Here is a 20,321-nt window from a genome sequence, read left to right as displayed (position 1 = left end):
CGCGACCTTGCCGTCGCCGGCGGCTGTTGTGGCCTCGATGGATCGATCAGTATTTCAGGCGCAGGCCGACGGTCACGCCCGGATCGCTGTAGTCGTTGTTGTGGCGGGCCGTGGCGTCGCCAGAGCCGGTCCTGCCTAGCTGGCGGAATAGCTGGTCTTGATCTGCGTATAGAAGTCGGCGGCGGCAAAGCCCTGCTCGCGCGGGCCATAGCTGGACCCCTTGGTGCCACCGAACGGCACATGATAGTCGACCCCGGCAGTCGGCAGGTTGACCATGGTCATCCCGGCCCTGGCGCGGCGCTGGAAGTCGCGGGCGTATTTCAGCGACTGGGTCACAATCCCTGCCGACAGGCCGAACTCGACGCCATTGGCGACCGCAAGGGCCTCCTCATAGTCCTTGACCCGGATGGTCGAGGCGACCGGACCGAACACCTCTTCATTGTTGATCCGCGACCCGGCCGAGGTGTCGGCGATCAGGGTCGGCTGCACATACCAGCCCGGCTTGTCCATGTTCAGCCGCTCGCCGCCGGTGACCACCCGGCCGCCGTCCTCGCGGGCGATGTCGATATAGCGATAGGCCTGTTCACGCTGGGCCTCGCTGATCGCCGGACCCATCTGGGTGTTCGGGTCGAGGGCGTCGCCGACGCGCAACCCCTTCACCTTCTCGGCCAGGGCGGCGACGAAACGATCGTGGATACCGTCCTGCACGATCAGGCGGCTGGAGGCGGTGCAACGCTGGCCGGTGGCGAAGAAGGACCCGTCCAGGGCGATGGCCACAGCCCGGTCCAGATCGGCGTCGTCCAGCACGATCAGCGGGTTCTTGCCGCCCATCTCCAGCTGCACCCGCGCCTGACGCTTCATCGCATTCTCGCCCACGCCCGCCCCCACGGCCTGGGACCCGGTGAAGCTGATGCCCACGACATCCTTGTGGGCGACGATGGCGCGGCCGACATCGCCGTCACCGATGACCATATTGACCACGCCCGCGGGCAGGCCGGCCTCATGCAGGATAGCGATCAGGGCCTCGGCCGTGGCAGGGGTCGGGCCGGCCGCCTTGATCACCACCGTATTGCCGAAGGCGATGGCCGGAGCGATCTTCCAGGCCGGGATGGCGATCGGGAAATTCCATGGCGTGATCAGGCCGAACACGCCGATCGGCTGGCGATAGGTCTGGATCTCGACGCCCGGCCGGGTCGAGGCCAGGTTCTGGCCGTGCAGGCGCAGGGCCTCACCGGCGAAGAATTTCAAGACGCGGCCGGCGCGGGCCGTCTCGCCGATCCCCTCGGCCAGGGTCTTGCCCTCCTCGCGCGACAGCAGCCGCCCGATGGTCTCTCGCCGCTCCAGCAGCAGGGTCCCGGCCCGGTCCAGCACATCGGACCGCACCTCGGGCGACGCTTCAGACCAGTCGGTGAAGGCGGCACTGGCCGCGGCCACGGCCTGGGCCACCTCGGCGGCCCCGCCCCTGGGCGTGCGCGCCACGACATCACGCGTGTCCGACGGGTTCAGGCTCTCGCCGGGACGATCACTGTCGACCTTCTCGCCACCGATCCAGTGCGACAGTTCCAGCGTATCCGACATGGCGATGATCCTTTTGGCAGTGAGACAGCGGTTGGCGGGACACACCGGGCGCTGCGACAGAGATAGGCCCAACCGCCCGCGAAATCAGCCCTCTGCCCGTACCATTTCACCGGCACCGCACCAGACCGCACCCGGCCGGGACGGAAAAGGTCTAGGCGGAGGGCGTTTTCTGACCCCTGCCCCCCGGAGCGCCGGCGTCGCCGCCCATGCCGAAGGTTCTGGCGAAGCCCAGCAGGGCGTCCTCCAGCACTGACAGCTTCAGCCGATAGATGACCTGTTTGCCGTCCTTCTGCGTCTCGACCAGATCGGCCGCCTTCAGCACGGCGAAATGGGCCGACATGGTCGGCTTGGCGAAACTGAACTCATCGGCCAGTTCCCCGGCGGTCATCGGCCGCCGACGCAGCAGCTCCAGCACGCGACGGCGCGTCGGATCGGCCAGGGCTTTGAAAACCGTGTTCATCCGTTTCAATTAGTTTTTTGACTAAATGTTGTCAATCCACCAGCCACCGGCCCTAGCCGATGACCACGCCGGGCGGCGGGACGCTGTCGGCCGGCACGAAGAAGTCCGGCATCAGGGGCTTGGTCGGATCGACGCTGTAGCCGTCAAAATCCCTCACCCCCTGTTCGTACAGGAAGCTGTCATCGATCAGGAACCGCCCGGTCAGTTCACGGGACGGCTGGCAGAAGATGGCATGAGCCGCATCGGCCATGATCGCCGGCGTCCGGCAATGGGCCAGGCCGTCCTTGCCGGTCAGGGCGAACTCAATCGCCGCCGTCGCGATTCCCGTGCGCGGCCACAGGGCGTTGAAGGCGATCCCGTCGCCACGGAACTCCTCGGCCATGCCCAGCATGGCCAGGCTCATCCCGTATTTGGCCATCGAATAGGCGACGTGCGGACCGAACCAGCGCGGGGCCAGGTCCAGCGGTGGCGACAGGGCCAGCACATGCGGATTGGCCGCCTTCTGCAGGTGCGGCAGACAGGCGCGTGACACCATGAAGGTGCCCCGGGCATTGACCTGGTGCATCAGGTCATAGCGTTTCATCTCCGTCGCCAGCGTCCCGGTCAGCTGGATGGCCGAGGCATTGTTGACGCAGATGTCGATGCCGCCGAACCGGGCCACGGCCGCCTCGACCGCCGCATTGACCGAGGCCTCGTCGCGCACATCGACGATCAGCGGCAGGGCCTTGCCCCCGGCGGCCTCGATCTCGGCCGCCGACGTATAGATGGTGCCCGGCAGATGTTTGTGCGCCTCGGCGGTCTTGGCCGCGATGACGACATTGGCCCCGTCCCGCGCCGCGCGCAGGCCGATGGCCAGGCCGATACCGCGGCTGGCCCCGGTAATGAACAGCGTCTTGCCCTGCAGGGACATCGGGTTTTGCTCCGGGTGGGTTTCATTGGAAAACGGATGAGGTGCATAAAGACACAGAACCCCAGACCGAGCGAGAGGCCGTCATGACCGCATTCCAGATCACCCGGGACGGGGCCGTCGCCCATCTGCGCCTGACCCGGCCCGAGGCTTCCAACGCGCTCGGCATGGAGTTCTGGCGCAGCTTCGGGCCGGCGCTGAAGGCGCTGGACGCGGCCGGTGATGTGCGGGCCCTGGTCCTGTCCGGCGAAGGGCGCAATTTCTGCGCCGGCATGGATATTTCGGTCTTCTCGGGCGGGGCCATTCTCAACACCGACACCGCCGCCGCCCGTCAGGCCTTCCACCAGTCGGCGCGCGAACTGCAGGACGCCCTGACCCTGCTCGAGCGGGTCCGCTTCCCGGTCATCGCCGCCATCCAGGGGGCCTGCGTCGGGGCCGGCCTCGACATGGTCTCTGCCTGCGACCTCCGTCTGGTCTCGCAGGAAGCGTATTTCCGCATCGAGGAGATCAACATCGGCATGATGGCCGACGTCGGCAGCCTGCAGCGCCTGCCCAAGACCCTGCCCGACGCCGTGGTCCGCGAACTGGCCTATCTGGGCACCAGCCTGACCGCCGACCGGGCCGAGCGGCTGGGCTTCGTCAACGCGATCCTGCCCGATCCCGAGGCCCTGCTGGCCGCCGCCCTCGACATGGCCCGCGCCATCGCCGCCAAGGCCCCGCTGGCCGTCTCGGGGTCCAAGGCCGCCATCGTCCACGCCCGCGACCACACCGTGGCCGAGGGCCTGGAATGGGCCGCCGTCATGCAGGGCTCGCTCTGGAACACGGCCGACATCCTGGCCGCCATCCAGGCCCGGGCCCTGAAACAGCCCGGCGAGTTCGCAGGACTGGCCCCGCTGGCCTCACTGGTCACCCCCGCCGACTGACGGGGCGGCCCGATTGGTCAGTCGCCGAAGGCGGTCGCCCGCTCATGCAGCGGCTGCACCGCGCGGTTTGACCTGCCCAGCGCCGCCGACAGGGCCGCGATCTGTTCGGCCGAGGCCTCGATCGGCGTCGCCAGCACATTCCAGCGTACCCCCTCGGTGCAGGGCGGCGTGGTCAGCGAGCCGGCATAGGCAAAATAATGCCGGTCCTCGGGCAGCAGCAGGACGGGATAGACGCCCGGTCGGGTCATGCCCGCATCGCCCGTCGTCGCCGGCAGGGCCGTCAGCAGCGAGGCGAGGGCCGGATTGGCCTGCCCCTCGGTGACAAAGACCCCGACCACGGCCAGGGCCCCGGCGGCATTGCGGTTCACGAAATGAATCTCGACCGGATAGGCCTTGCCGTTCAGCGTGTGCTCGCTCGGCGCATGGAAATGGAACTGAACCAGATCATAGCCCTCCGTCCCGATCGTGGCCCGGCCGGCCACGTCCGGCGTGAACTGCAGGGTATGGCCGTTGTTGATGAAGGTCCCCGCCCCCGCCGGATAGGCGGTGGCCAGATCCGGCAGATCGACGGCGTCCGCGGCGGTCAGGGCCACCGGTGACTGGGCCGCCCCGACCGGGCACTCGCCGCCCCAATTCGCCTGATCCGCATAGGTCCAGTGCGCCGCCACCTCGGCCGGAGCCTTGACCGGCGCGGTCTCGCTCGCGGGATTGCATGCCGCCAGCGCCAGAACCGTCGCCGTTGCCCATATCCGTCTCATCGGTCTCGTCCCCCTGGTTGCCGATCCCGGCCGGATCACCCGGATCGGGGCCCCGTCGGCCGACTCCCCGAATCACGGGGCGACCGGATCGGACCAGACCATCAGGAACCGGCTCCGACCTCAAGCCGAAGACCAGCGTTATCATGCGTCCGGACCCCCGCCGTCCCCAGCCGTCACAGGCCGAATGGATAGGTGTCCGGTGCCCCCTCGGGCGGCTGTCCCGGCAGGGCCCGAACCGCCCGGGTCTCGTCGAACCAGACGAAGGCGTCGAACTGCCGCGACAGCCGGGCCTCGAAATAGTGGCTGCGTCGTTCCGTCTCCGGCCGGTAGATCACGCCGATGGCCCGCTCCAGCCGTGTCCGGTCCAGGACCCGGGCCAGGCCGGAATCGGACCGCCAGTCGGTCAGGGAGCGATCCACCCCGGCCTCGTGGAACAGCCGCTCCCAGCTGTCGCCGCGTGACGGCAGGACCGTCTTGACATGCATCGCCCCGCCCCAGTCGTCGGCCGCGGCGACCCGGCCGCGGTCGGTGCCGAAACCGATGGCCACGCAGTCACGGCCGAACCGCTCGCGGCACAGCTGGCCAATGTTGAACTCCCCGGAAGCCCCCATGGCCGTCGCCGAGGCGTCACCGATATGGGAGTTGTGGGCCCAGACGATCGCCTTGCCCCCGCCGCCGTCCGCCCGCAGCAGCCGCTCCAGGGTGTCAAACATATGGCTGTCGCGCAGGTTCCAGCTCTCGACGGATCCGCGATACATGGCCCGGTAATAGCCCTCGGCGGCGGCCACGACCCGGGCGTTCTGCTCGGCGTCGGCGAAGGCCTCGCCGTCGGACTGGACATAGGCCGGCCGTTGCCTGAGCAGGGCGACCAGCTGGGACACGACCTCATCCTCGCAGTCGACATATCCCGCATGGGCCGCCGCGCCGTACCGCTGGGGTTCCGCCAGGAACGGCGCGATACAGCTGTAGCGCTCGCGCGCGTCGGCCGCCGCCCCGGGGTCGACCCGGTCCAGATAGGTCAGGACCTCGGTCAGGGATCGCGACAGGCTGTAGACGTCGAGACCACGCAGGGCCACCCGGTCCGGGGTGTCCCGTTCCAGGTTCCAGCCGCGCAGGTCCCGGACGAAGGCGGCGAACTCGGCATTGCGCCACATCCAGCGCGGAAAATTGACGAAACTGTCGGCCTGGCCCCAGACACCGCGATTGCGGACGAACCTGTCCAGATCCGCCACGTCGGGCCAGTCCGCCTCGATGGCGACGATCCGGAAGCCGTGCTGGGCGATCAGTCGCCGGCTGATCGCGGCCCGGGCCCGATAGAATTCCGATGTGCCGTGGCTGGCCTCGCCCAGCAGGACCACCCGGGCATCCCCGAACCGGTCGAAGGCGGCGGCGAAGGCCGGATCGTCGATGTCGGCCAGAGGCTCGGCCCGTCGCCGCAGAACCTCCACGATCGGATCACCGGTCGACTGGACGGGGACGGTCATCGGACACCTCCATCTCGGGAACCCGCTTCCTTACCAGAAGCCCCGGTGGGCCGGATTTGACCCGGATCAACGCAGCCGCCGGTCAAGGGCCTAGATTTCGAAGGTCGCCGGTCCGTCGACCGGCGGGAGCCCTGTGCCATGCCGGACACCCTGACCGTCACCGCCGTCGCCATTCCCCCGGTCGGGCTTCCGGGCGAGTTACGACGCGTCCCCCGACCGGCGGGCATCGTGATCTTCGCCCACGGCAGCGGCTCCAGCCGCCTCAGTCCCCGCAACCGTCAGGTGGCGGAGGCCCTGGCCGAAGTCGGACTCGACACCCTGCTGTTCGATCTGCTCACCGGGGACGAGGCCGCGGATCGGGCCAATGTCTTCGACATCGACCTGCTTGCCGGCCGGCTGGTCGACGCCATCGACTGGGTCCGGGCCCAGCCGGCCCTGGCGGCCCTGCCCGTCGGCCTCTTCGGGGCCAGCACCGGCGCGGCCGCCGCCCTGAAGGCCGCCGCCGTCCGGCCGGAAGCGGTCGCCGCCGTCGTGTCCCGCGGCGGCCGGCCCGACCTGGCCGCCGACGCCCTCGACCGGGTCAGCGCCCCGACCCTGCTGATCGTCGGCTCGGACGACGAGCCGGTGCTGGGCTGGAACCGCGAGGCCGGCCGGCGTCTCGGCGGCCCGGCAAGTCTGGTCGTTGTTCCCGGCGCGACCCATCTGTTCGAGGAGCCCGGGGCCATGGATCAGGTCATCCGCATCGCCGGCGACTGGTTCGCCGACCACCTGGGCCACCTGCATCGCGCGTCGCGCTGATCCGGGTCAGGCCCCGCCGCCGAACCGGGCCGCCTCGGCCAGCTGGTCCAGCACCTCCTCATCCGAGAGCTGGTGGAAATCGGCATAGAAGGCTCCGACGCTGCGGAACTCGGCCGGATGGGCCAGGCAGACCAGCAGATCGACCTCGGACCGCAACGTTTCCAGACTGCTCCCGGGCACTACCGGAACCGCCAGGACGACCCGCCCGGCCCCGCGCATCCGCAGTTGCTGGACCGCCACCCGCGCCGTCGCCCCGGTGGCCAGGCCGTCGTCGACCAGGATCACGGTCCGTCCCCGGGGGTTCGGGTGGGTCCGGTTGCCGAAATAGAGCTGCCGACGCCGTTCGATCTCGGCCAGGGCCAGGGCCTTTTCCTGGGCCAGATAGACGGGCGTGGCCCCGGTCATGCGCTGCACCGCCTCATTGACGACGATCTGGGGAAACCCGCCGTCGACCACCGCAGCCAGGGCCAGTTCCGGCTGGCCGGGGGCGCCGATCTTGCGCACCAGCACCAGGTCGAGCGGCGCGTCGAGGGCCCGGGCGATCTCGAGGGCGACCGGTACCCCGCCGCGCGGCAGGGCATAGACGATCGCATCGGTCACGCCCGCCGCGACCACACGCCCGGCCAGCCTCTGTCCGGCGTCCGTACGATCGGCGAACAGCGCGCGCTGCAGGGTCATGACCATCCTCCTCCGGCTTCAGTGGGCCATCAACACACAGACGTCGCTGTGGGTCAGCAGGGACCGGGTCACCCCGCCCAGCATCCATTCGCGCATCCGACCGTGGCCATAGCCGCCTGCGACCACCAGCCCGGCCTTGAGCCTGCCCGCCTCCGCAAGGATCCGCACCGTTGTCGGTTCGCCGGCATCGTCCAGCGGGTTCGCTGCCGCCTCGATCTGGTGCCGACCCAGGAATTCGCAGACATCCCGGACGCGGGCCTCGGCGGCAGCCATGTCCGTCGTGGCCGCGACCTCGACCACATCCACCCGCGAGGCCCTGCGCAGCAAGGGCAGGGCCGCCGCCACCGCGCGCCGGGACTCACGCGTGTCCTTCCACGCCACCAGCGCCGGCTCACCCACCGGCGACCGGGCCCGCACCGGCGGCACGATCAGCACCGGTCGACCCGCGGACAGAATGACGTCGGCCGGATCGGGCGACCGGAACGGCACACCCGGGGCCTTCTGGCCGAGCATCAGCATGTCTGCGGCCCGGGCCGCTTCGGACAGCATCCAGCCGGGAGACTCCAGCCCGGCGCGCCATTCACTGCGCACAGACCGGGCTTCAACGATCGCCCGGAACCGTACCCCGGCCCGTTCGACCTCGGCCTCGGCGGTCTGTCGATAAAGGGCCAGGACGTCACCCATGCCCGAGATCGGATCCAGCATCGGCGGCTGCGGCAGACTGGCCGACATCCCGATCACCAGGGCATCAAAACTGACCGCCAGATCACAGGCCAGTTCAACGCGGGCGTCGCTCTCTTCACTGTCATCGACATAGACAAGCAGGCTCGGACAGGTCATCGCGCAATCCTCCTAAGGTACCACCAGACATCACGTCCGCGACCATCGGGCCTTGATCAGGATCAAGGTCAGCCGGCGGTTCCGGCTCCAATGTTCGCAAGGTTGGGCTGGAGGTCACGATGGCGAAAATCACAGGACGAACAGGCGGGATGCTGGCATCGGCGCTGGCTCTGGCGGTGGCCGGTTGCGGAGCCGCGGACTCGCGCCAGGCCATCCCCCCGGGCCCTGCCGCCGACCAGACCCGGCTCGAGGCGGTCGAGCGCGGCCGGGTCTTCGCCGTCACCGCCTGTTCCGGCTGCCATGCAATCGGCCGCGACGACGCCAGCCCGCTGGCTGCGGCCCCGCCGCTGCGCGACATCGCCGCCCGCCGCGCCCCGGAGTCCCTGGCCGACGGTTTCGCCGACGGGCTGGTCACCAGCCATCCGGCCATGCCCGACTATGTCTTCCGCGCCAGCGAGATCGACGACCTTATGGCCTGGCTGGAAACGCTGAGCCAGGACCGTCCGCCACCCCGGTGAGCCTCGCCCGAAACGGGCGACAGCGACGCACCGGGGCCCACCCGGCGCGCCGCCTGCCACAGGATGGCGCGGCTATTTTCCGCCCTGGATCGGAATGGTCCGGGTCGTGGCGCTGCCGTCCTTGGGCGCGACGAGGGTCAGGACGCCGTCCGCCATTGTCGCCTTGATCTTGTCCTCCTTGACGCTGGTCGGCAGGGTCACCGACCGGCAAACGGCCCCGTAGCTGCGTTCGGAAATCCGGTAATTGTCCTTCTCGGTTTCCGTCTCGGACCTTTTCTCGCCGCTGACCGTCAGCACATGATCCTCCACCTCGATCGTCAGGTCGTCACGGGTCATGCCGGGCAGCTCCATCGTCAGCGTGACCGCCTCCTTGGTCTCGGTCATATCCGTCCGCGGAGTCAGCTCGAACTGGGTCAGATGGCTCCAGCCGTTGCCGAGCTCATCGAATAACCGGTTGAACTCGCGCTGTATTGGCGCAAATGTTCCGATAGCCGACCGCTGCAAATCGGGAATGTTAAGCTTGCTTTTTGCTTGGCTTGCCATGACGCTTCTCCGTGTTTGGGGGACAACGTCAGCATTCTGCAACAGGACGATCCCCGAATACATTGACCTCCATCAAACCGGATAATCTGAAGCGGCGGCCATGGCCGCCTCATGCGCGGCCACGACCGTCATCGTCTGCGCCAGGCTGGCCGGATTGACACTGATCGAGCCGATGCCCAGTCGCGTCAGAAAGGCGGCGATCTCCGGCCAGGTCGCCGGGGCCTCACCGCAGATGCCGACCGGGCAGCCGTTACGCCGGCCGCCCTCAACCGCCTGCCGCAGCATCTCCAGCACGCCCGGATCGCGCTCGTCGAAATCGAAGGCCACGGCCTCGGAGTCGCGGTCGACCCCCAGCACCAGCTGGGTCAGATCATTGGATCCGATCGAAAAGCCGTCGAACAGGGCGGCGAAGGCGTCGAACTGGATGACGTTGTTGGGGATCTCGCACATGACATAGACCTCCAGCCCGTTGTCGCCGCGCTTCAGACCGTGCCCGGCCATGACCGCCAGCACCTGCTCGGCCTCGCCGACCCGCCGGCAGAAGGGCACCATCACCTTCAGATTAGTCAGGCCCATGTCCGTGCGCACCCGGCGCAGCGCCTCACACTCCAGGGCGAAGCCGTCGGCATAGCGCGGATGGGCGTAGCGTGACGCCCCGCGGAACCCCAGCATCGGATTCTCCTCGACCGGCTCGAACGCCGCCCCGCCCAGCAGACGGGCATATTCATTGGTCTTGAAATCCGACAGACGCACGATCACCGGTCGCGGATGGAAGGCGGCGGCGATGGTCCCCACGCCCTCGGCCAGAAGGCGGATGAAATGATCTCGGGGCGAGGCGTCGCCCCGCGACCGCCTGACGACGGCCTGCCGTTCCCGCAGCGACGTCACCCGCTCGGGATGGGCCGCCGCCATCGGATGGATGCCGATCTGCTCACCGATGATGAACTCCATCCGGGCCAGTCCGACCCCCGCCGCCGGCAGCAGGCCGGTGCGGAAGGCCAGGTCGGGCTGGGCCAGATTGACCATGATCGGTGTGCGCGGGCGCGGAATGGCGTCCAGCGACAGATGATCCACCGCGAAGGGGACAGCCCCGTCAAGGACCCGCCCCGCCTCGCCCTCGGCGCAGGACACGGTGACCATCCGCCCCGTCTCCAGCCGCGCCGTCGCGCCCGCCGCCCCGACCACCGCCGGCACGCCCAGTTCGCGGGCGACGATGGCGGCGTGGCAGGTGCGCCCACCCTGGTCGGTGACGATACCGCCGGCGATCCTCATCACCGGCAGCCAGTCGGGACTGGTCGAGGGGGCGACCAGGATCTCGCCCGGCTGAAAGGCCTTCAGATCCGCAGCCGACTGCACCAGACGCGCCCGGCCGCTGGCGATCGCCTCGCCGACGGCCTTGCCGGTGACCAGCACCGGCCCCTCGCCGGTCAGGCGATAGGTGTCGAAGGTCGCCGGATCGCGCCGCGACGCCACCGTCTCCGGCCGGGCCTGCAGGACATAAAGCCGGCCGTCCCCGGCATCCCGGGCCCATTCGATATCCATCGGCATGGGCGCGCCGGCGTGCTGCGAATAATGATCCTCGATCCGGATCGCCACCCCGGCCAGGTCCAGAACCTCGGCATCGTCCAGGCAGTAGCGTTCGCGATCCCGGCGCGACACGCGAAAACTGTGCAGCACCCCGCCCGGGTCTGCCCGGCGATGGGCCAGTCGCGTCTCCTTGCTGCCCAGCGACCGGCGCAGCACGGCCCGATAGCCCTGGCGGTAGGTGGGTTTGTGGACATAGAACTCATCGGGCCCGACCCGCCCCTGAACGATGTTCTCGCCCAGCCCCCAGGCCCCGGTGATGAAGACCACGTCGCGGAAGCCGGACTCCGTGTCCAGGGTGAAGGCCACGCCGCTGGCCGCCTCGTCCGAGCGCACCATCCGCATCACCGCCACCGACAGGGCGACCTTCAGGTGGTCGAAGCCGTTGTTGACCCGGTAGACGATGGCCCGGTCGGTGAAGATCGAGGCGAAGCAGCGGCGGCAGGCCTCGACCAGCCCGTCCTCATCCGCGATGTGCAGGAAACTGTCGTGCTGACCGGCGAAACTGGCCGTCGGCAGGTCCTCGGCCGTGGCCGAACTGCGCACCGCCACCGACAGTCCGGGCCCGTTCTGCGCCTGCAGACGTCGATAGGCGGCGGCAATCGCGTCCCTCAGCCCGGTCCCGCCCGTCGCGTCATAGACCAGGGCCCGCGCGGCCGTGGCTGCCCGGGCCAGGGCGGTGACGTCCCGGACATCCAGATCCTGCAGCAGGGCCCGCAGCGGTTCCCACGCCCCGGCCGCCGTCAGCGCCTCGCGGTAGGCCGCCGCCGTGACCGCGAATCCGTCGGGCGCGGTTACGGGGCCGCCCGCCAGGAGTCTGTGCAGCTCCGCCAGCGATGCCGTCTTGCCCCCCACCTGCGGAACGTCGTCCAGCCCGAGGGTGTCGAACCAGCGAATGGGAGAAGATCCGGGCATGAGGTTTCAGCGACGCCTTTTCAGCCTGACAGGCCGGATCGCACGGGTCCGTCACGCCGTCCTTGACCCTGATCAATACAATTCCCGCCAAACCCGGCGCAAACTGACACCGCCCGCCCCGAAAGGCCGCCCGTGTCCATGTCCGTTCCCGCGCCCGCCTCCTCCCCCGATCGCGCCCCGGTCCCGGCCTTCCGCACGCGCGGCCTGTCCAAGGTCTACGGCACCGGACCGACAGCGGTGCATGCGCTGCGGGACATCGACCTCGACATTCCCGAGGGGGAACTGGTGATTCTGCTGGGACCGTCCGGCTCGGGCAAGTCGACCCTGCTCAACATTCTTGGTGGTCTGGACCGCGCCACCTCGGGCGACGTCGATTTCCACCGGACATCCCTGACAACGATGAGCGATCGGGCCCTGACCGACTACCGGCGCAAGAACGTCGGCTTCATCTTCCAGTTCTACAACCTGATCCCCAGCCTGACGGCGCGCGAGAACGTCAATCTGGTGCGCGAGATCGCCGACGACCCGCTCAGTGCCGAGGAGGCGCTCGACCTCGTCGGTCTGGGCAACCGGATGGATCATTTTCCGGCCCAGCTGTCCGGCGGCGAGCAGCAGCGCACCGCCGTGGCCCGCGCCATCGCCAAACGCCCGGCGGTCCTGCTGTGTGACGAGCCGACCGGAGCCCTGGACCTGAAGACCGGCGTGCGCGTGCTGGAAGCGCTGGTCGAGATCAACGCCCGCTACGGCTCGACCACGATGATCATCACCCACAATGCCGACGTCGCCCGGATCGGCCAGCGGGTAATTCATTTCACGGACGGTCGCGTGCGCAGCGTCGAAACCAACGCCACCCGCGTTCCGCCATCGGAGCTGAACTGGTGAGGCTGTCCCTGCATCCCCTCGACCGCAAGCTGCTGCGGGACGTCTGGACCATGCGCGTCCATGCGGCCGCGGTCGCCCTGGTTCTGGGCTGCGGCCTGGCGGTCTATGTGATGGCCGTGGGCATGCGCGGCTCGCTGGAGCAGACCCGCGCGGACTACTACTCCGCCTACCGGATGATGGACCTGGCGGCACCGGTGGTGCGGGCTCCGGACCGGATCGTCGCGGACCTGGCGCGCGTGGCCGACGTCGCGGCGGTCGAGACCCGGGTTACCGGTCTGGCCGTGCTCGACCTGCCGCAGATCCAGGAGCCCGCCTCGGCCCGCCTGGTCTCCCTGCCGCTGCAGGGCCGCCCGCGCATCAATGATCTGGCCCTCGTGCGCGGCCGACTGCCGGATCCGGCCCGGGCCGGGGAGGCCGTGGTCATCGAGGCCTTCGCCCGGGCGCTCGGCCTCGACATCGGCAGCCGGGTCGACGCCACCATCCATGGACGCCGCCACACCCTGGTCATCGTCGGCATCGCCAACTCGCCCGAGTTCGTATTCGTGGCCGCCCCCGGCGAACTGTTCCCGCAGCCGGAACGCTTCGGCGTGCTCTGGATGAGCCGGACCGCCCTGGCCCGGGCCTTCGACACGGAGGGGGCCTTCAACGAGGCCGTCTTCCGTCTGTCGCCTGGAGCCGACGTCGACCGGGTGATCCCCGCCATCAACACCGTCCTGCGACCGTTCGGATCGGGCGGTGCCTACGGGCGCGACCTGATGGTGTCGGACCGGTTCCTGACCGAGGAACTGAAGCAGCTGGCGACCATGGCCATCTTCCTGCCGGCCTTCTTCCTCGTGATCGCGGCCTTCCTGGTCAATATCGCCCTCGGCCGGGTCATCGCCACCGAACGCTCGAACATCGGCCTGCTCAAGGCCTTCGGTTACAGCGACCGGGCGGTCGCCTGGCACTATGCCAAGAGCGCCCTGATCTTCGCTGCCATCGGGGCCGCGCTGGGCTCGGTCGCCGGCGTCCTGTTCGGTCGGGCGATCGCCGACATCTATCGGGCGTACTATCATTTCCCGGCGCTGGAATTCTCCGCCGGCCCCCTGACCTTCGCCGGGGCCTGGATCGGGTCGTTCGTCGCCGCCGGCATCGGCGCGGTCTTTTCGGTCTGGAGCGCCCTGCGCCTCGCCCCCGCCGAGGCCCTGTCGCCGCCGCAGCCGGCGGCCTTCTTTCAATCCGCCGGCCCGATTGCCCGGTTCGCCGGCCGGCTCGACGCCAAGAGCCGCATCATTCTCAGGCGCATCGAACGCTTTCCGCGCCGGGCAGCCACCACCGTGCTGGGCGTGGCCCTGTCCATCGCCCTGCTGATCGTATCCGGAGCCTTCCCGGCCGTTATGAACCAGTTGCTGGACGTGCATTTCTCCATCGCCAATCGTCAGGACGCGACCCTGTCCTTCCTGTCACCCCGCGAGATCGGCGTCCTGCACAGCGTCGAACGCCTGCCCGGCGTCATCTATGCCGAGCCGTTCCGGGCCGACGACGTGATCCTGCGCAAGAACCGGCGTGAAGTGCGCGAGGCCCTGCTCGGCCTGCCGTTCAATGCCCGCCTCAGCCGGTTGATCGGCCGCAGCGGCCGCGCCCTTCAGCCCCCGGCCTCCGGCATCGTCCTGGCGCGCGCCCTGGCGGCCAGGCTGGACGCAAGACCGGGCGACGAGATCGAGGTCGAACAGGTCGCAGGCCGGCGGCTGAAGGTGCGCGTCCGGGTCTCGGGCATCGTCGATCCGATGGTCGGCTCATCCGCCTATATGAACCTCGACGCCCTCGGCCGGCTGTTCCGCGAGCCGGGCCGCATCAGCGGTGCCCACATCGTCCTCGATACGGCGCAGTACGAAGCCTTCAACCAGCGGCTCAAGGACACCCCGGTCCTGGCCGGGGCCAGCTTCCTGCGTCAGGCGGAACGCTCGATGCGACGCGCGTTCGACGAGGGCGTGGGCGTCATGAACTACATCTACATCGCCTTCGCTGCGGTCATGGCCGGCGGCGTGGCCTTTTCCGCGGCCCGGGTGACCATGGCCGAACAGGCGCGCGACCTGGCGACCCTGCGCGTGCTCGGCTTCACCCGGATCGAGGCCTCCTATGTGCTGATCGGCGAGCTGTTCGTCCTGGCCCTGGCCGCCGTCCCCCTCGGTTGCGTCCTCGGCACCGGTCTGGGAATCTGGCTGATGCATCTGTTCCAGACGGACATGTACAGCTTCGCCTTCGTCTTTGATCCTCGCAGCTACGCCTTTGCCATCGGTTTCGCCCTCGTCTGCGTCGCCGTGGCCTCCCTTATTGTCAGACGGGATGTCGATCGCCTCGACATGGTCGCCGTGCTCAAGGCCAGGGACTAGATGATGAAACGCCCTTCCCTCCCCCGCCCTTCCCTCCCCCGCCTGTCCCTCGCCCGGTGGCTGTGGACCGCGACCGGTCTGGTGCTGGTCATTGGCCTGGTCTGGCTGGCCTGGCCCCGGCCGCTGCGGGTCGAGGTCGCCGTGATCGACCACGGACCTGTGCGCCGCGAGATCATCGACGAGGGCCGCACCCGCATCCACGACGTCTTCGTCATCTCCGCCCCGGTCGCCGGCAACCTGCAGCGGATCGAACTGCATCCCGGCGATCCCGTCTCACGCGGCGCGGTTGTGGCGACCATCCTGCCGGCCGATCCCGCCCTGCTCGATGCCCGGCTGGCACAGGAAGCCGCCGCCGTCGTCACCGCCGCCCGCTCCGCCCTCGCCGCGGCCGAGGCCGGTGCCGATCTGGCGCAGCGCGACCGGACGCGGGTCGCCCGTCTGGCCGCACAGGGCTTCGCCGCCCCGGCCGCCCTTGACGGTGCCAACGCGGCGCTACGCGCCGCGCGGGCCGAAGTGTCAGCGCGCCAAGCCGAACTGCAACGGGCGCGCATCGCCGCAGGCGGGGGCGCTACCCAGCCCGGGATTCCGACACCGGTGCGGAGCCCGGCTTCCGGACGGGTGCTGCAACTGCTGCGGCCAAGCCAGGGTGTCGTCCTGATCGGCACACCCCTGCTCGAGCTCGGCGACCCGGCCAACCTGGAAGTCGTCGCCGAATTCCTGTCCCAGGACGCCATGCTGATCCCCACGGGGGCAACGGCCTTTCTCGAAGGCTGGGGCGGCGAGACGGTGTTGCCGGCGCGGGTCTCGATCATCGAGCCCTTTGCCCATACCAGGATCTCGGCGCTTGGGATCGAGGAACAGCGCGTCAATGTGATCCTGCACCTGTCCGATCCGGAAGCGGCCCCGCCGCTGGGGCACGGATTCCGCCTGGATGTGCGCGTCGTGGTCAGCGAAACCCCGAACGCCCTGCGTGTCCCGACCGACGCCCTGGTGCGCAACAGCACCGGCTGGGCCGTGTTCCGCATCATCGACGGCCGCGCCCGCCTGACACCGATCCGCATCGGCACCGGCGACGATCGCTTCCGAACCTTGCTCGAGGGCCTCACCGCCGGTGAGCGGGTCATCCTCTTTCCGGGCGACGCCATCCGGGACGGCAGCCGCGTTCGCGGTGCGTCCGGCACCGGACCGGCCGACTAGACCGGTCCCCCGCCGCCCTCCGGCACGGGGGACCGGTCAGCCTACCATTCGATGCTCATCCGGGCCCCGAGCTGGTTGTCGCGCAGGCGGTTGCTGAACACGCCACGATAACCGGCCGACAGGGTCAGACCCTCCCGGGGCTCATATGCGAGTCCCAGTTCGGCGACCCCGGCCAGCGGCGGGGTCTCGGCCCCCTCGATGGCAAAGCCGCCGATGAAGCCGTTCATCCGGGCCCGCACCCCGGACTGGCCGGCCTTGCCGTCCAGATCGACGTCACTGGCATAGACCGAAATCCAGCCCCCGCGTCCCTGGCCGGTCACGGCGGCGGGATCAAAGGCATCCAGAACGCCGGTGACCATGGCCGAGGTCCCGTCGCGGCCGCCGACGAAGCTGAAGGCGCTGGCGAAATTGAGCGGCCCCTGGTTGGAGCCACCGGTGGAACCCTGGCCACGAAGCGCCCCGACGAAGCCGGCATTGGCGGCCAGCATGGATCCTGACACATCGGCCAGGGCCTCGCCCCCCAGGCTGTCGAGGGCCGCATGCCGCTGCGGGCCGTCCAGCCCACCCAGCAGGTTCAGCACCCCGACCCAGTCTTCCGAGGCCTCAAGCTGCCCGCCCGACAGGGCCTCGCCCACGGCCCCCTGGTTGCCGGTGCCCGAGACGACCAGACGGTCGATCAGATTGCCGCCGGCCGTGCCAAGCACGTCCAGCGCCAGGGTGCCGCCGTTCAGGGTCAGACTGCCGACCGCGAAGGTGCCGACCGCGCAGGGACCGGCCAGACCGGGCGACAGGGTCGCGCCGCCTGACACCGTCAGGGCCCCACCGATCGTGCCGGCTCCCGTCAGACTGCCGCTGCTGACCGCGACGCTCCCGCTGCTGCTGCCCAGCCAGCGCAGCTCGCCGCCGGTGTTGCTCAGGGTCTGCAGGCTGTGACTACCCGACAGGATGAACAGGCCGCCCGTGTGGACCAGGGACCCGGTCCCCGACAGGCTGCCGCCGAAGGCCGAGTCCGCGCCACCGAGGGTCAGCCTTCCCGAGCCGATCGCCACATTGCCCGCGCCGAACAGCGATCCGATCGTCTCGGTCCGGCTGTTGACGTCGAAGGTCGCACCGCTCGAGACCCCGACCAGGGCGGTCGAGCCCAGCAGGCCCCGGGCGGATCAGCGCTGCGGGCGTCGGGCGGGCGGCACGCACGGACGCGCGCGCGTCGACAACGGCGCGGGAATTGATTGATGTCATGACAGTGGGCCCACCCATTCGCCTCACGGGACAGCGCCCCGATCAGCACGACGACCGACCCCGGATCCGGCCGGGGCCGCCCGAAATAAGTCTTTGATATATTTTCAAATCCAACACCGGTACTCGACCAGGGGAAAGGCTTCCCGTCGAGGTTGCGGGCTGCACTGCCCGTCGCAGGCGTTTCGCGACCGGGCGTCCGGCGATCCGTCACACCGGTCAGAGGCGACACCCGGGACGCGCGGTATCGCTAGCCGGTCAGGCCCACGGCCTTCAGGACCGGACGCAGGCCAGTCGCCCCCTGGCGGAAATCCCCCCAGGGATCCGGTCGGGCCAGCACCGCCGCGCGGGTCCGGAAATTCAGCGCCGCCGGGTCGAACCCGCTGTCCAGCTCCCCCCATGCCACGGGACAGGCCAGACCCGCGCCCGGCCGGGCCCGCACCGACCAGGGCGCGACCGCCGTGGCCATCCGGCCGTTGCGCAGATAGTCGAGGAAGACCCGACCGTCCCGCGCCGCCTTCGCCACGGTCGTGGTCAGCCGGTCGGGGGCCTCGTCGCGCACGGCCTCGCAGACCGCCCGGGCAAACCCCAGGGCCTGGTCACGATCCACCCGGCGGCGGGCGTCGGTCCGGATCGGCACCACCACATGCAGCCCCCGCCCCCCGGTCGTCTTCACGAACGGGGTCAGGCCCAGGGCCTCCAGCCGCCGGCGCACCGCCCCGGCCGCCGCGACCACCGCGCTGAAGCCCACCCCCTCGCCGGGGTCGAGGTCGAAGATGATCTGGTCCGGGACCTCCGGCTGATCCGGGGCGCAGGGCCACGGATGCAGTTCAACGACCCCCCACTGGATCAGGGCCACCAGTCCGCGCACGTCGCGGGCGGCGAGAAACGGCCGCTGCCCTGCGACCACAATCCGGTCCGGACCCGCCGCGGCGCGGGCCGGGGCGTGGCGCTGGAAGAAGATCTTTCCCGCCAGGCCCGCCGGGGCCCGGATCACCGACAGCGGCCGCCCGGCGACATGGGGCAGAATCCGCGGGGCGGCGGCCTCGACATAGCGGGCCAGGTCCAATTTGGTGATCGCCGGCCCCTCACCACTGGCCGGCCACAGCAGTCTGCCGGGATGGGTGAGCGCCACCCCCGCAACGATCGTTCCGTCCCTGGCCGGCATGGTTTGCGCCTCCCTGCCCCTGTCCGGCGGGGCCGGACCCCGGCACTGTCGCCCGGTGCGGCCTGGCGGTCCAGACCCGCCCGGATGGCCTTGATCTGGTCGGCCATGGCGGCAACGGCGCGGCACCAGTCCCCCGGCGGCAGCGCTTGGCACCGCCGCCGCCTGTGCTATTGGCCGCTGCGATCAACCGCGGACCCTGACCCCCTTGCACACCGGCACGACCGACGGCCTCCACTACGAGATTCATGACGGCCCCGCCGATGCGGAGACGGTGATCCTGTCCGCCGGTCTGGGCGGCACCGGCGCGGTCTGGGAGCCGCAGATGGCCGCCCTGACCGCCCGATTCCGCGTGCTGCGCTATGACCAGCGTGGCACCGGCCGCAGCGACGCCGCCCTGACCGTCCCCTATTCGGTCGAGGCCATGGGTCGCGACATCCTCGCCGTCATGGACGCCACCGACACCCTCCGGGCCCATCTGGTCGGCCAGGCCGCCGGCGGCATGGCCACCCTGGCCCTCGCCCTCGACCGTCCCGAACGGCTGCAGCGGCTGGTGGTGGTCAGTGGCTGGTCGCATGCCGATCCGCATCTGACCCGTGTCCTCAAAGCCCAGACCCGGCTGCTGGAGGCCTTCGGACCAGCCGCCTGGGTCGAGGCCGCGCCCCTGTTCCACTATCCGGCGGACTGGATTTCCCGCAACGACGCCCGGCTGCGCGCCGAGGCGGCACGCCAGATCATCGCCCTGCCGGCCACCGGAGTGATCCTGGCCCGGCTCGACGCCCTGCTGCGCTTCGACATCGACGACCGACTCGACGAGATCGACCTGCCCGTCCTCGTCTGCGCCGCCGCCGACGACCTGCTGGTCCCGCCCCGCTGTTCCCGCTGGCTGGCCACCGCCCTGCCCAACGCCACCCTCGACCTCGCCCCCTGGGGCGGCCACGCCTTCCCCCAACTCGCCGCCGACGCCTTCAACGCCACCCTGGTCGCGTTTCTGACGGGCGGGGACTGACGCATAACCCCTCTCCCGGCGGGAGCCATCGGTTGGGGAGAGGGCTTGCGGTGTCACCCCGGTCGCACCGGCGCTTCCTCTCCGCTGTCGTCATTCTCCGGCAAGCCGCTTGCGGCGCAGACCGGGGGACCCGGCGGCGCGGTCGCGCGATCTGTTCAGGCACGGCCCGGAGAGGTTCCCACAAATTCCGTTCATCCCCGCGAAGGCGGGGACCCAGGTTTTGGGCTCATCCGGTGCGACCGGGATCACGCTCACAGGCCCGCCGGTGCCTTGCGAAAGCACAGGGTCCCCGCCTTCGCGGGGATGAACGGAAATCAAAGGCCGGGATCCATGCAATGCAGATTGGTGCCGGGTCAGCCCGAGAACGCCAGATGAATCGCAACAATTCCCCTATCGGCGCTCCCCAAACCCCAACCCCATCAACCCCCTGACCGTTTCCCCACCCAAACTTCCCGCCCCACCTCCAACCGCGCC

18 protein-coding genes are annotated in these 20,321 nt (G+C 69.8%); 7 read left to right on the top strand and 11 right to left on the bottom strand.

The genetic code is table 11. The annotated features are described in order from the left end of the window. Positions 1-135: 135 nt before the first annotated feature. The 3 genes from PSV00_RS12630 to PSV00_RS12620 form a co-directional block, all read right to left on the bottom strand. Complete coding sequence (locus tag PSV00_RS12630) at positions 136-1,578, bottom strand: aldehyde dehydrogenase family protein (RefSeq protein WP_300447784.1); 1,443 nt, start codon at positions 1,576-1,578, stop codon at positions 136-138. A 151-nt stretch (positions 1,579-1,729) separates the two neighbouring features. Continuing rightward, complete coding sequence (locus tag PSV00_RS12625) at positions 1,730-2,038, bottom strand: autorepressor SdpR family transcription factor (protein ID WP_300447781.1); 309 nt, start codon at positions 2,036-2,038, stop codon at positions 1,730-1,732. A gap of 52 nt (positions 2,039-2,090) precedes the next feature. Continuing rightward, a complete protein-coding gene (locus PSV00_RS12620; protein ID WP_300447778.1) occupies positions 2,091-2,948 on the bottom strand; it encodes an NAD(P)-dependent oxidoreductase in 858 nt (285 codons plus the stop codon). An 83-nt stretch (positions 2,949-3,031) separates the two neighbouring features. Here PSV00_RS12620 and PSV00_RS12615 point away from each other — a divergent pair, with 83 nt between their 5' ends. Further along, a complete protein-coding gene (locus tag PSV00_RS12615; protein ID WP_300447777.1) occupies positions 3,032-3,868 on the top strand; it encodes an enoyl-CoA hydratase-related protein in 837 nt (278 codons plus the stop codon). A 17-nt stretch (positions 3,869-3,885) separates the two neighbouring features. On the opposite strand, the gene PSV00_RS12610 is transcribed toward PSV00_RS12615, so the two are convergent. Together PSV00_RS12610 and PSV00_RS12605 are read right to left on the bottom strand one after the other, a co-directional pair. Continuing rightward, positions 3,886-4,626, bottom strand: coding sequence for a carbonic anhydrase family protein (locus PSV00_RS12610; protein ID WP_300447772.1), 741 nt, complete (start codon positions 4,624-4,626; stop codon positions 3,886-3,888). Between the two features lie 173 nt (positions 4,627-4,799). Beyond that, complete coding sequence (locus tag PSV00_RS12605) at positions 4,800-6,110, bottom strand: erythromycin esterase family protein (RefSeq protein WP_300447769.1); 1,311 nt, start codon at positions 6,108-6,110, stop codon at positions 4,800-4,802. A gap of 138 nt (positions 6,111-6,248) precedes the next feature. Here PSV00_RS12605 and PSV00_RS12600 point away from each other — a divergent pair, with 138 nt between their 5' ends. Continuing rightward, positions 6,249-6,908, top strand: a complete 660-nt coding sequence (locus tag PSV00_RS12600) for an alpha/beta family hydrolase (RefSeq protein ID WP_300447767.1) — start codon at positions 6,249-6,251, stop codon at positions 6,906-6,908. Between the two features lie 6 nt (positions 6,909-6,914). Here the strand turns inward: PSV00_RS12600 and PSV00_RS12595 are convergent, their stop codons facing one another. Together PSV00_RS12595 and PSV00_RS12590 are read right to left on the bottom strand one after the other, a co-directional pair. After that, on the bottom strand, positions 6,915-7,586 hold the full coding sequence (locus tag PSV00_RS12595) for a phosphoribosyltransferase (RefSeq protein ID WP_300447765.1): 672 nt from the start codon (positions 7,584-7,586) through the stop codon (positions 6,915-6,917). Positions 7,587-7,604: 18 nt separating this feature from the next. After that, the gene (locus PSV00_RS12590; RefSeq protein WP_300447763.1) at positions 7,605-8,426 is read right to left on the bottom strand and encodes a universal stress protein; all 822 of its coding nucleotides are present in this window, start codon (positions 8,424-8,426) and stop codon (positions 7,605-7,607) included. A 119-nt stretch (positions 8,427-8,545) separates the two neighbouring features. Here PSV00_RS12590 and PSV00_RS12585 point away from each other — a divergent pair, with 119 nt between their 5' ends. Beyond that, positions 8,546-8,944: a c-type cytochrome gene (locus PSV00_RS12585; protein WP_300447760.1), complete on the top strand. Its 399-nt coding sequence runs from the start codon at positions 8,546-8,548 to the stop codon at positions 8,942-8,944. A gap of 72 nt (positions 8,945-9,016) precedes the next feature. On the opposite strand, the gene PSV00_RS12580 is transcribed toward PSV00_RS12585, so the two are convergent. Both PSV00_RS12580 and ppsA read right to left on the bottom strand, forming a co-directional pair. Next, positions 9,017-9,529 carry an Hsp20/alpha crystallin family protein gene (locus PSV00_RS12580; protein WP_300447758.1) on the bottom strand — a complete coding sequence of 171 codons (513 nt, stop codon included), beginning with the start codon at positions 9,527-9,529 and terminating at the stop codon, positions 9,017-9,019. Between the two features lie 30 nt (positions 9,530-9,559). Next, positions 9,560-11,986, bottom strand: a complete 2,427-nt coding sequence (gene ppsA, locus PSV00_RS12575; protein WP_300447756.1) for a phosphoenolpyruvate synthase — start codon at positions 11,984-11,986, stop codon at positions 9,560-9,562. Positions 11,987-12,124: 138 nt separating this feature from the next. Between ppsA and PSV00_RS12570 the strand changes: the two genes are divergently transcribed. Genes PSV00_RS12570 through PSV00_RS12560 form a run of 3 tightly spaced genes read left to right on the top strand, consistent with a single transcriptional unit; the run spans position 12,125 to position 16,437 of the window. Beyond that, positions 12,125-12,868 carry an ABC transporter ATP-binding protein gene (locus tag PSV00_RS12570; RefSeq protein WP_300447753.1) on the top strand — a complete coding sequence of 248 codons (744 nt, stop codon included), beginning with the start codon at positions 12,125-12,127 and terminating at the stop codon, positions 12,866-12,868. Beyond that, positions 12,865-15,240 carry an ABC transporter permease gene (locus PSV00_RS12565; protein ID WP_300447750.1) on the top strand — a complete coding sequence of 792 codons (2,376 nt, stop codon included), beginning with the start codon at positions 12,865-12,867 and terminating at the stop codon, positions 15,238-15,240. The genes PSV00_RS12570 and PSV00_RS12565 overlap by 4 nt, the downstream gene beginning before the upstream one ends. Positions 15,241-15,243: 3 nt before the next feature. Then, positions 15,244-16,437 (top strand): efflux RND transporter periplasmic adaptor subunit, encoded by a 1,194-nt coding sequence (locus tag PSV00_RS12560; RefSeq protein WP_300447748.1) that lies wholly within the window; start codon positions 15,244-15,246, stop codon positions 16,435-16,437. 41 nt (positions 16,438-16,478) lie between these two features. On the opposite strand, the gene PSV00_RS12555 is transcribed toward PSV00_RS12560, so the two are convergent. Continuing rightward, entirely contained in the window at positions 16,479-17,486 is a 1,008-nt protein-coding gene (locus tag PSV00_RS12555) for a hypothetical protein (protein WP_300447745.1), read from the bottom strand. Positions 17,487-17,923: 437 nt separating this feature from the next. Then, positions 17,924-18,841, bottom strand: coding sequence for a non-homologous end-joining DNA ligase (gene ligD, locus PSV00_RS12550; RefSeq protein ID WP_300447743.1), 918 nt, complete (start codon positions 18,839-18,841; stop codon positions 17,924-17,926). Between the two features lie 205 nt (positions 18,842-19,046). On the opposite strand from ligD, the gene rutD reads away from it, so the two are divergent. Beyond that, entirely contained in the window at positions 19,047-19,847 is an 801-nt protein-coding gene (rutD, locus tag PSV00_RS12545) for a pyrimidine utilization protein D (RefSeq protein WP_300447740.1), read from the top strand. The last annotated feature ends 474 nt before the right edge of the window (positions 19,848-20,321 follow it).

The organism is Brevundimonas sp. (genome assembly GCF_029945885.1).
Taxonomy (GTDB): Bacteria; Pseudomonadota; Alphaproteobacteria; order Caulobacterales; family Caulobacteraceae; genus Brevundimonas.
The sequence above is the reverse complement of the archived record's forward strand: the minus strand, read 5'-3'. Positions and strand labels throughout refer to the sequence as shown.

What these genes read in the sequence shown, in the direction of transcription:
- PSV00_RS12630 (WP_300447784.1), bottom strand. Translation starts at nt 1,578, where the DNA reads ATGTCGGATACGCTGGAACTGTCGCACTGGATCGGTGGCGAGAAGGTC.
- PSV00_RS12625 (WP_300447781.1), bottom strand. Translation starts at nt 2,038, where the DNA reads ATGAACACGGTTTTCAAAGCCCTGGCCGATCCGACGCGCCGTCGCGTG.
- PSV00_RS12620 (WP_300447778.1), bottom strand. Translation starts at nt 2,948, where the DNA reads ATGTCCCTGCAGGGCAAGACGCTGTTCATTACCGGGGCCAGCCGCGGT.
- PSV00_RS12615 (WP_300447777.1), top strand. Translation starts at nt 3,032, where the DNA reads ATGACCGCATTCCAGATCACCCGGGACGGGGCCGTCGCCCATCTGCGC.
- PSV00_RS12610 (WP_300447772.1), bottom strand. Translation starts at nt 4,626, where the DNA reads ATGAGACGGATATGGGCAACGGCGACGGTTCTGGCGCTGGCGGCATGC.
- PSV00_RS12605 (WP_300447769.1), bottom strand. Translation starts at nt 6,110, where the DNA reads ATGACCGTCCCCGTCCAGTCGACCGGTGATCCGATCGTGGAGGTTCTG.
- PSV00_RS12600 (WP_300447767.1), top strand. Translation starts at nt 6,249, where the DNA reads ATGCCGGACACCCTGACCGTCACCGCCGTCGCCATTCCCCCGGTCGGG.
- PSV00_RS12595 (WP_300447765.1), bottom strand. Translation starts at nt 7,586, where the DNA reads ATGACCCTGCAGCGCGCGCTGTTCGCCGATCGTACGGACGCCGGACAG.
- PSV00_RS12590 (WP_300447763.1), bottom strand. Translation starts at nt 8,426, where the DNA reads ATGACCTGTCCGAGCCTGCTTGTCTATGTCGATGACAGTGAAGAGAGC.
- PSV00_RS12585 (WP_300447760.1), top strand. Translation starts at nt 8,546, where the DNA reads ATGGCGAAAATCACAGGACGAACAGGCGGGATGCTGGCATCGGCGCTG.
- ppsA (WP_300447756.1), bottom strand. Translation starts at nt 11,986, where the DNA reads ATGCCCGGATCTTCTCCCATTCGCTGGTTCGACACCCTCGGGCTGGAC.
- PSV00_RS12570 (WP_300447753.1), top strand. Translation starts at nt 12,125, where the DNA reads ATGTCCGTTCCCGCGCCCGCCTCCTCCCCCGATCGCGCCCCGGTCCCG.
- PSV00_RS12560 (WP_300447748.1), top strand. Translation starts at nt 15,244, where the DNA reads ATGAAACGCCCTTCCCTCCCCCGCCCTTCCCTCCCCCGCCTGTCCCTC.
- ligD (WP_300447743.1), bottom strand. Translation starts at nt 18,841, where the DNA reads ATGCCGGCCAGGGACGGAACGATCGTTGCGGGGGTGGCGCTCACCCAT.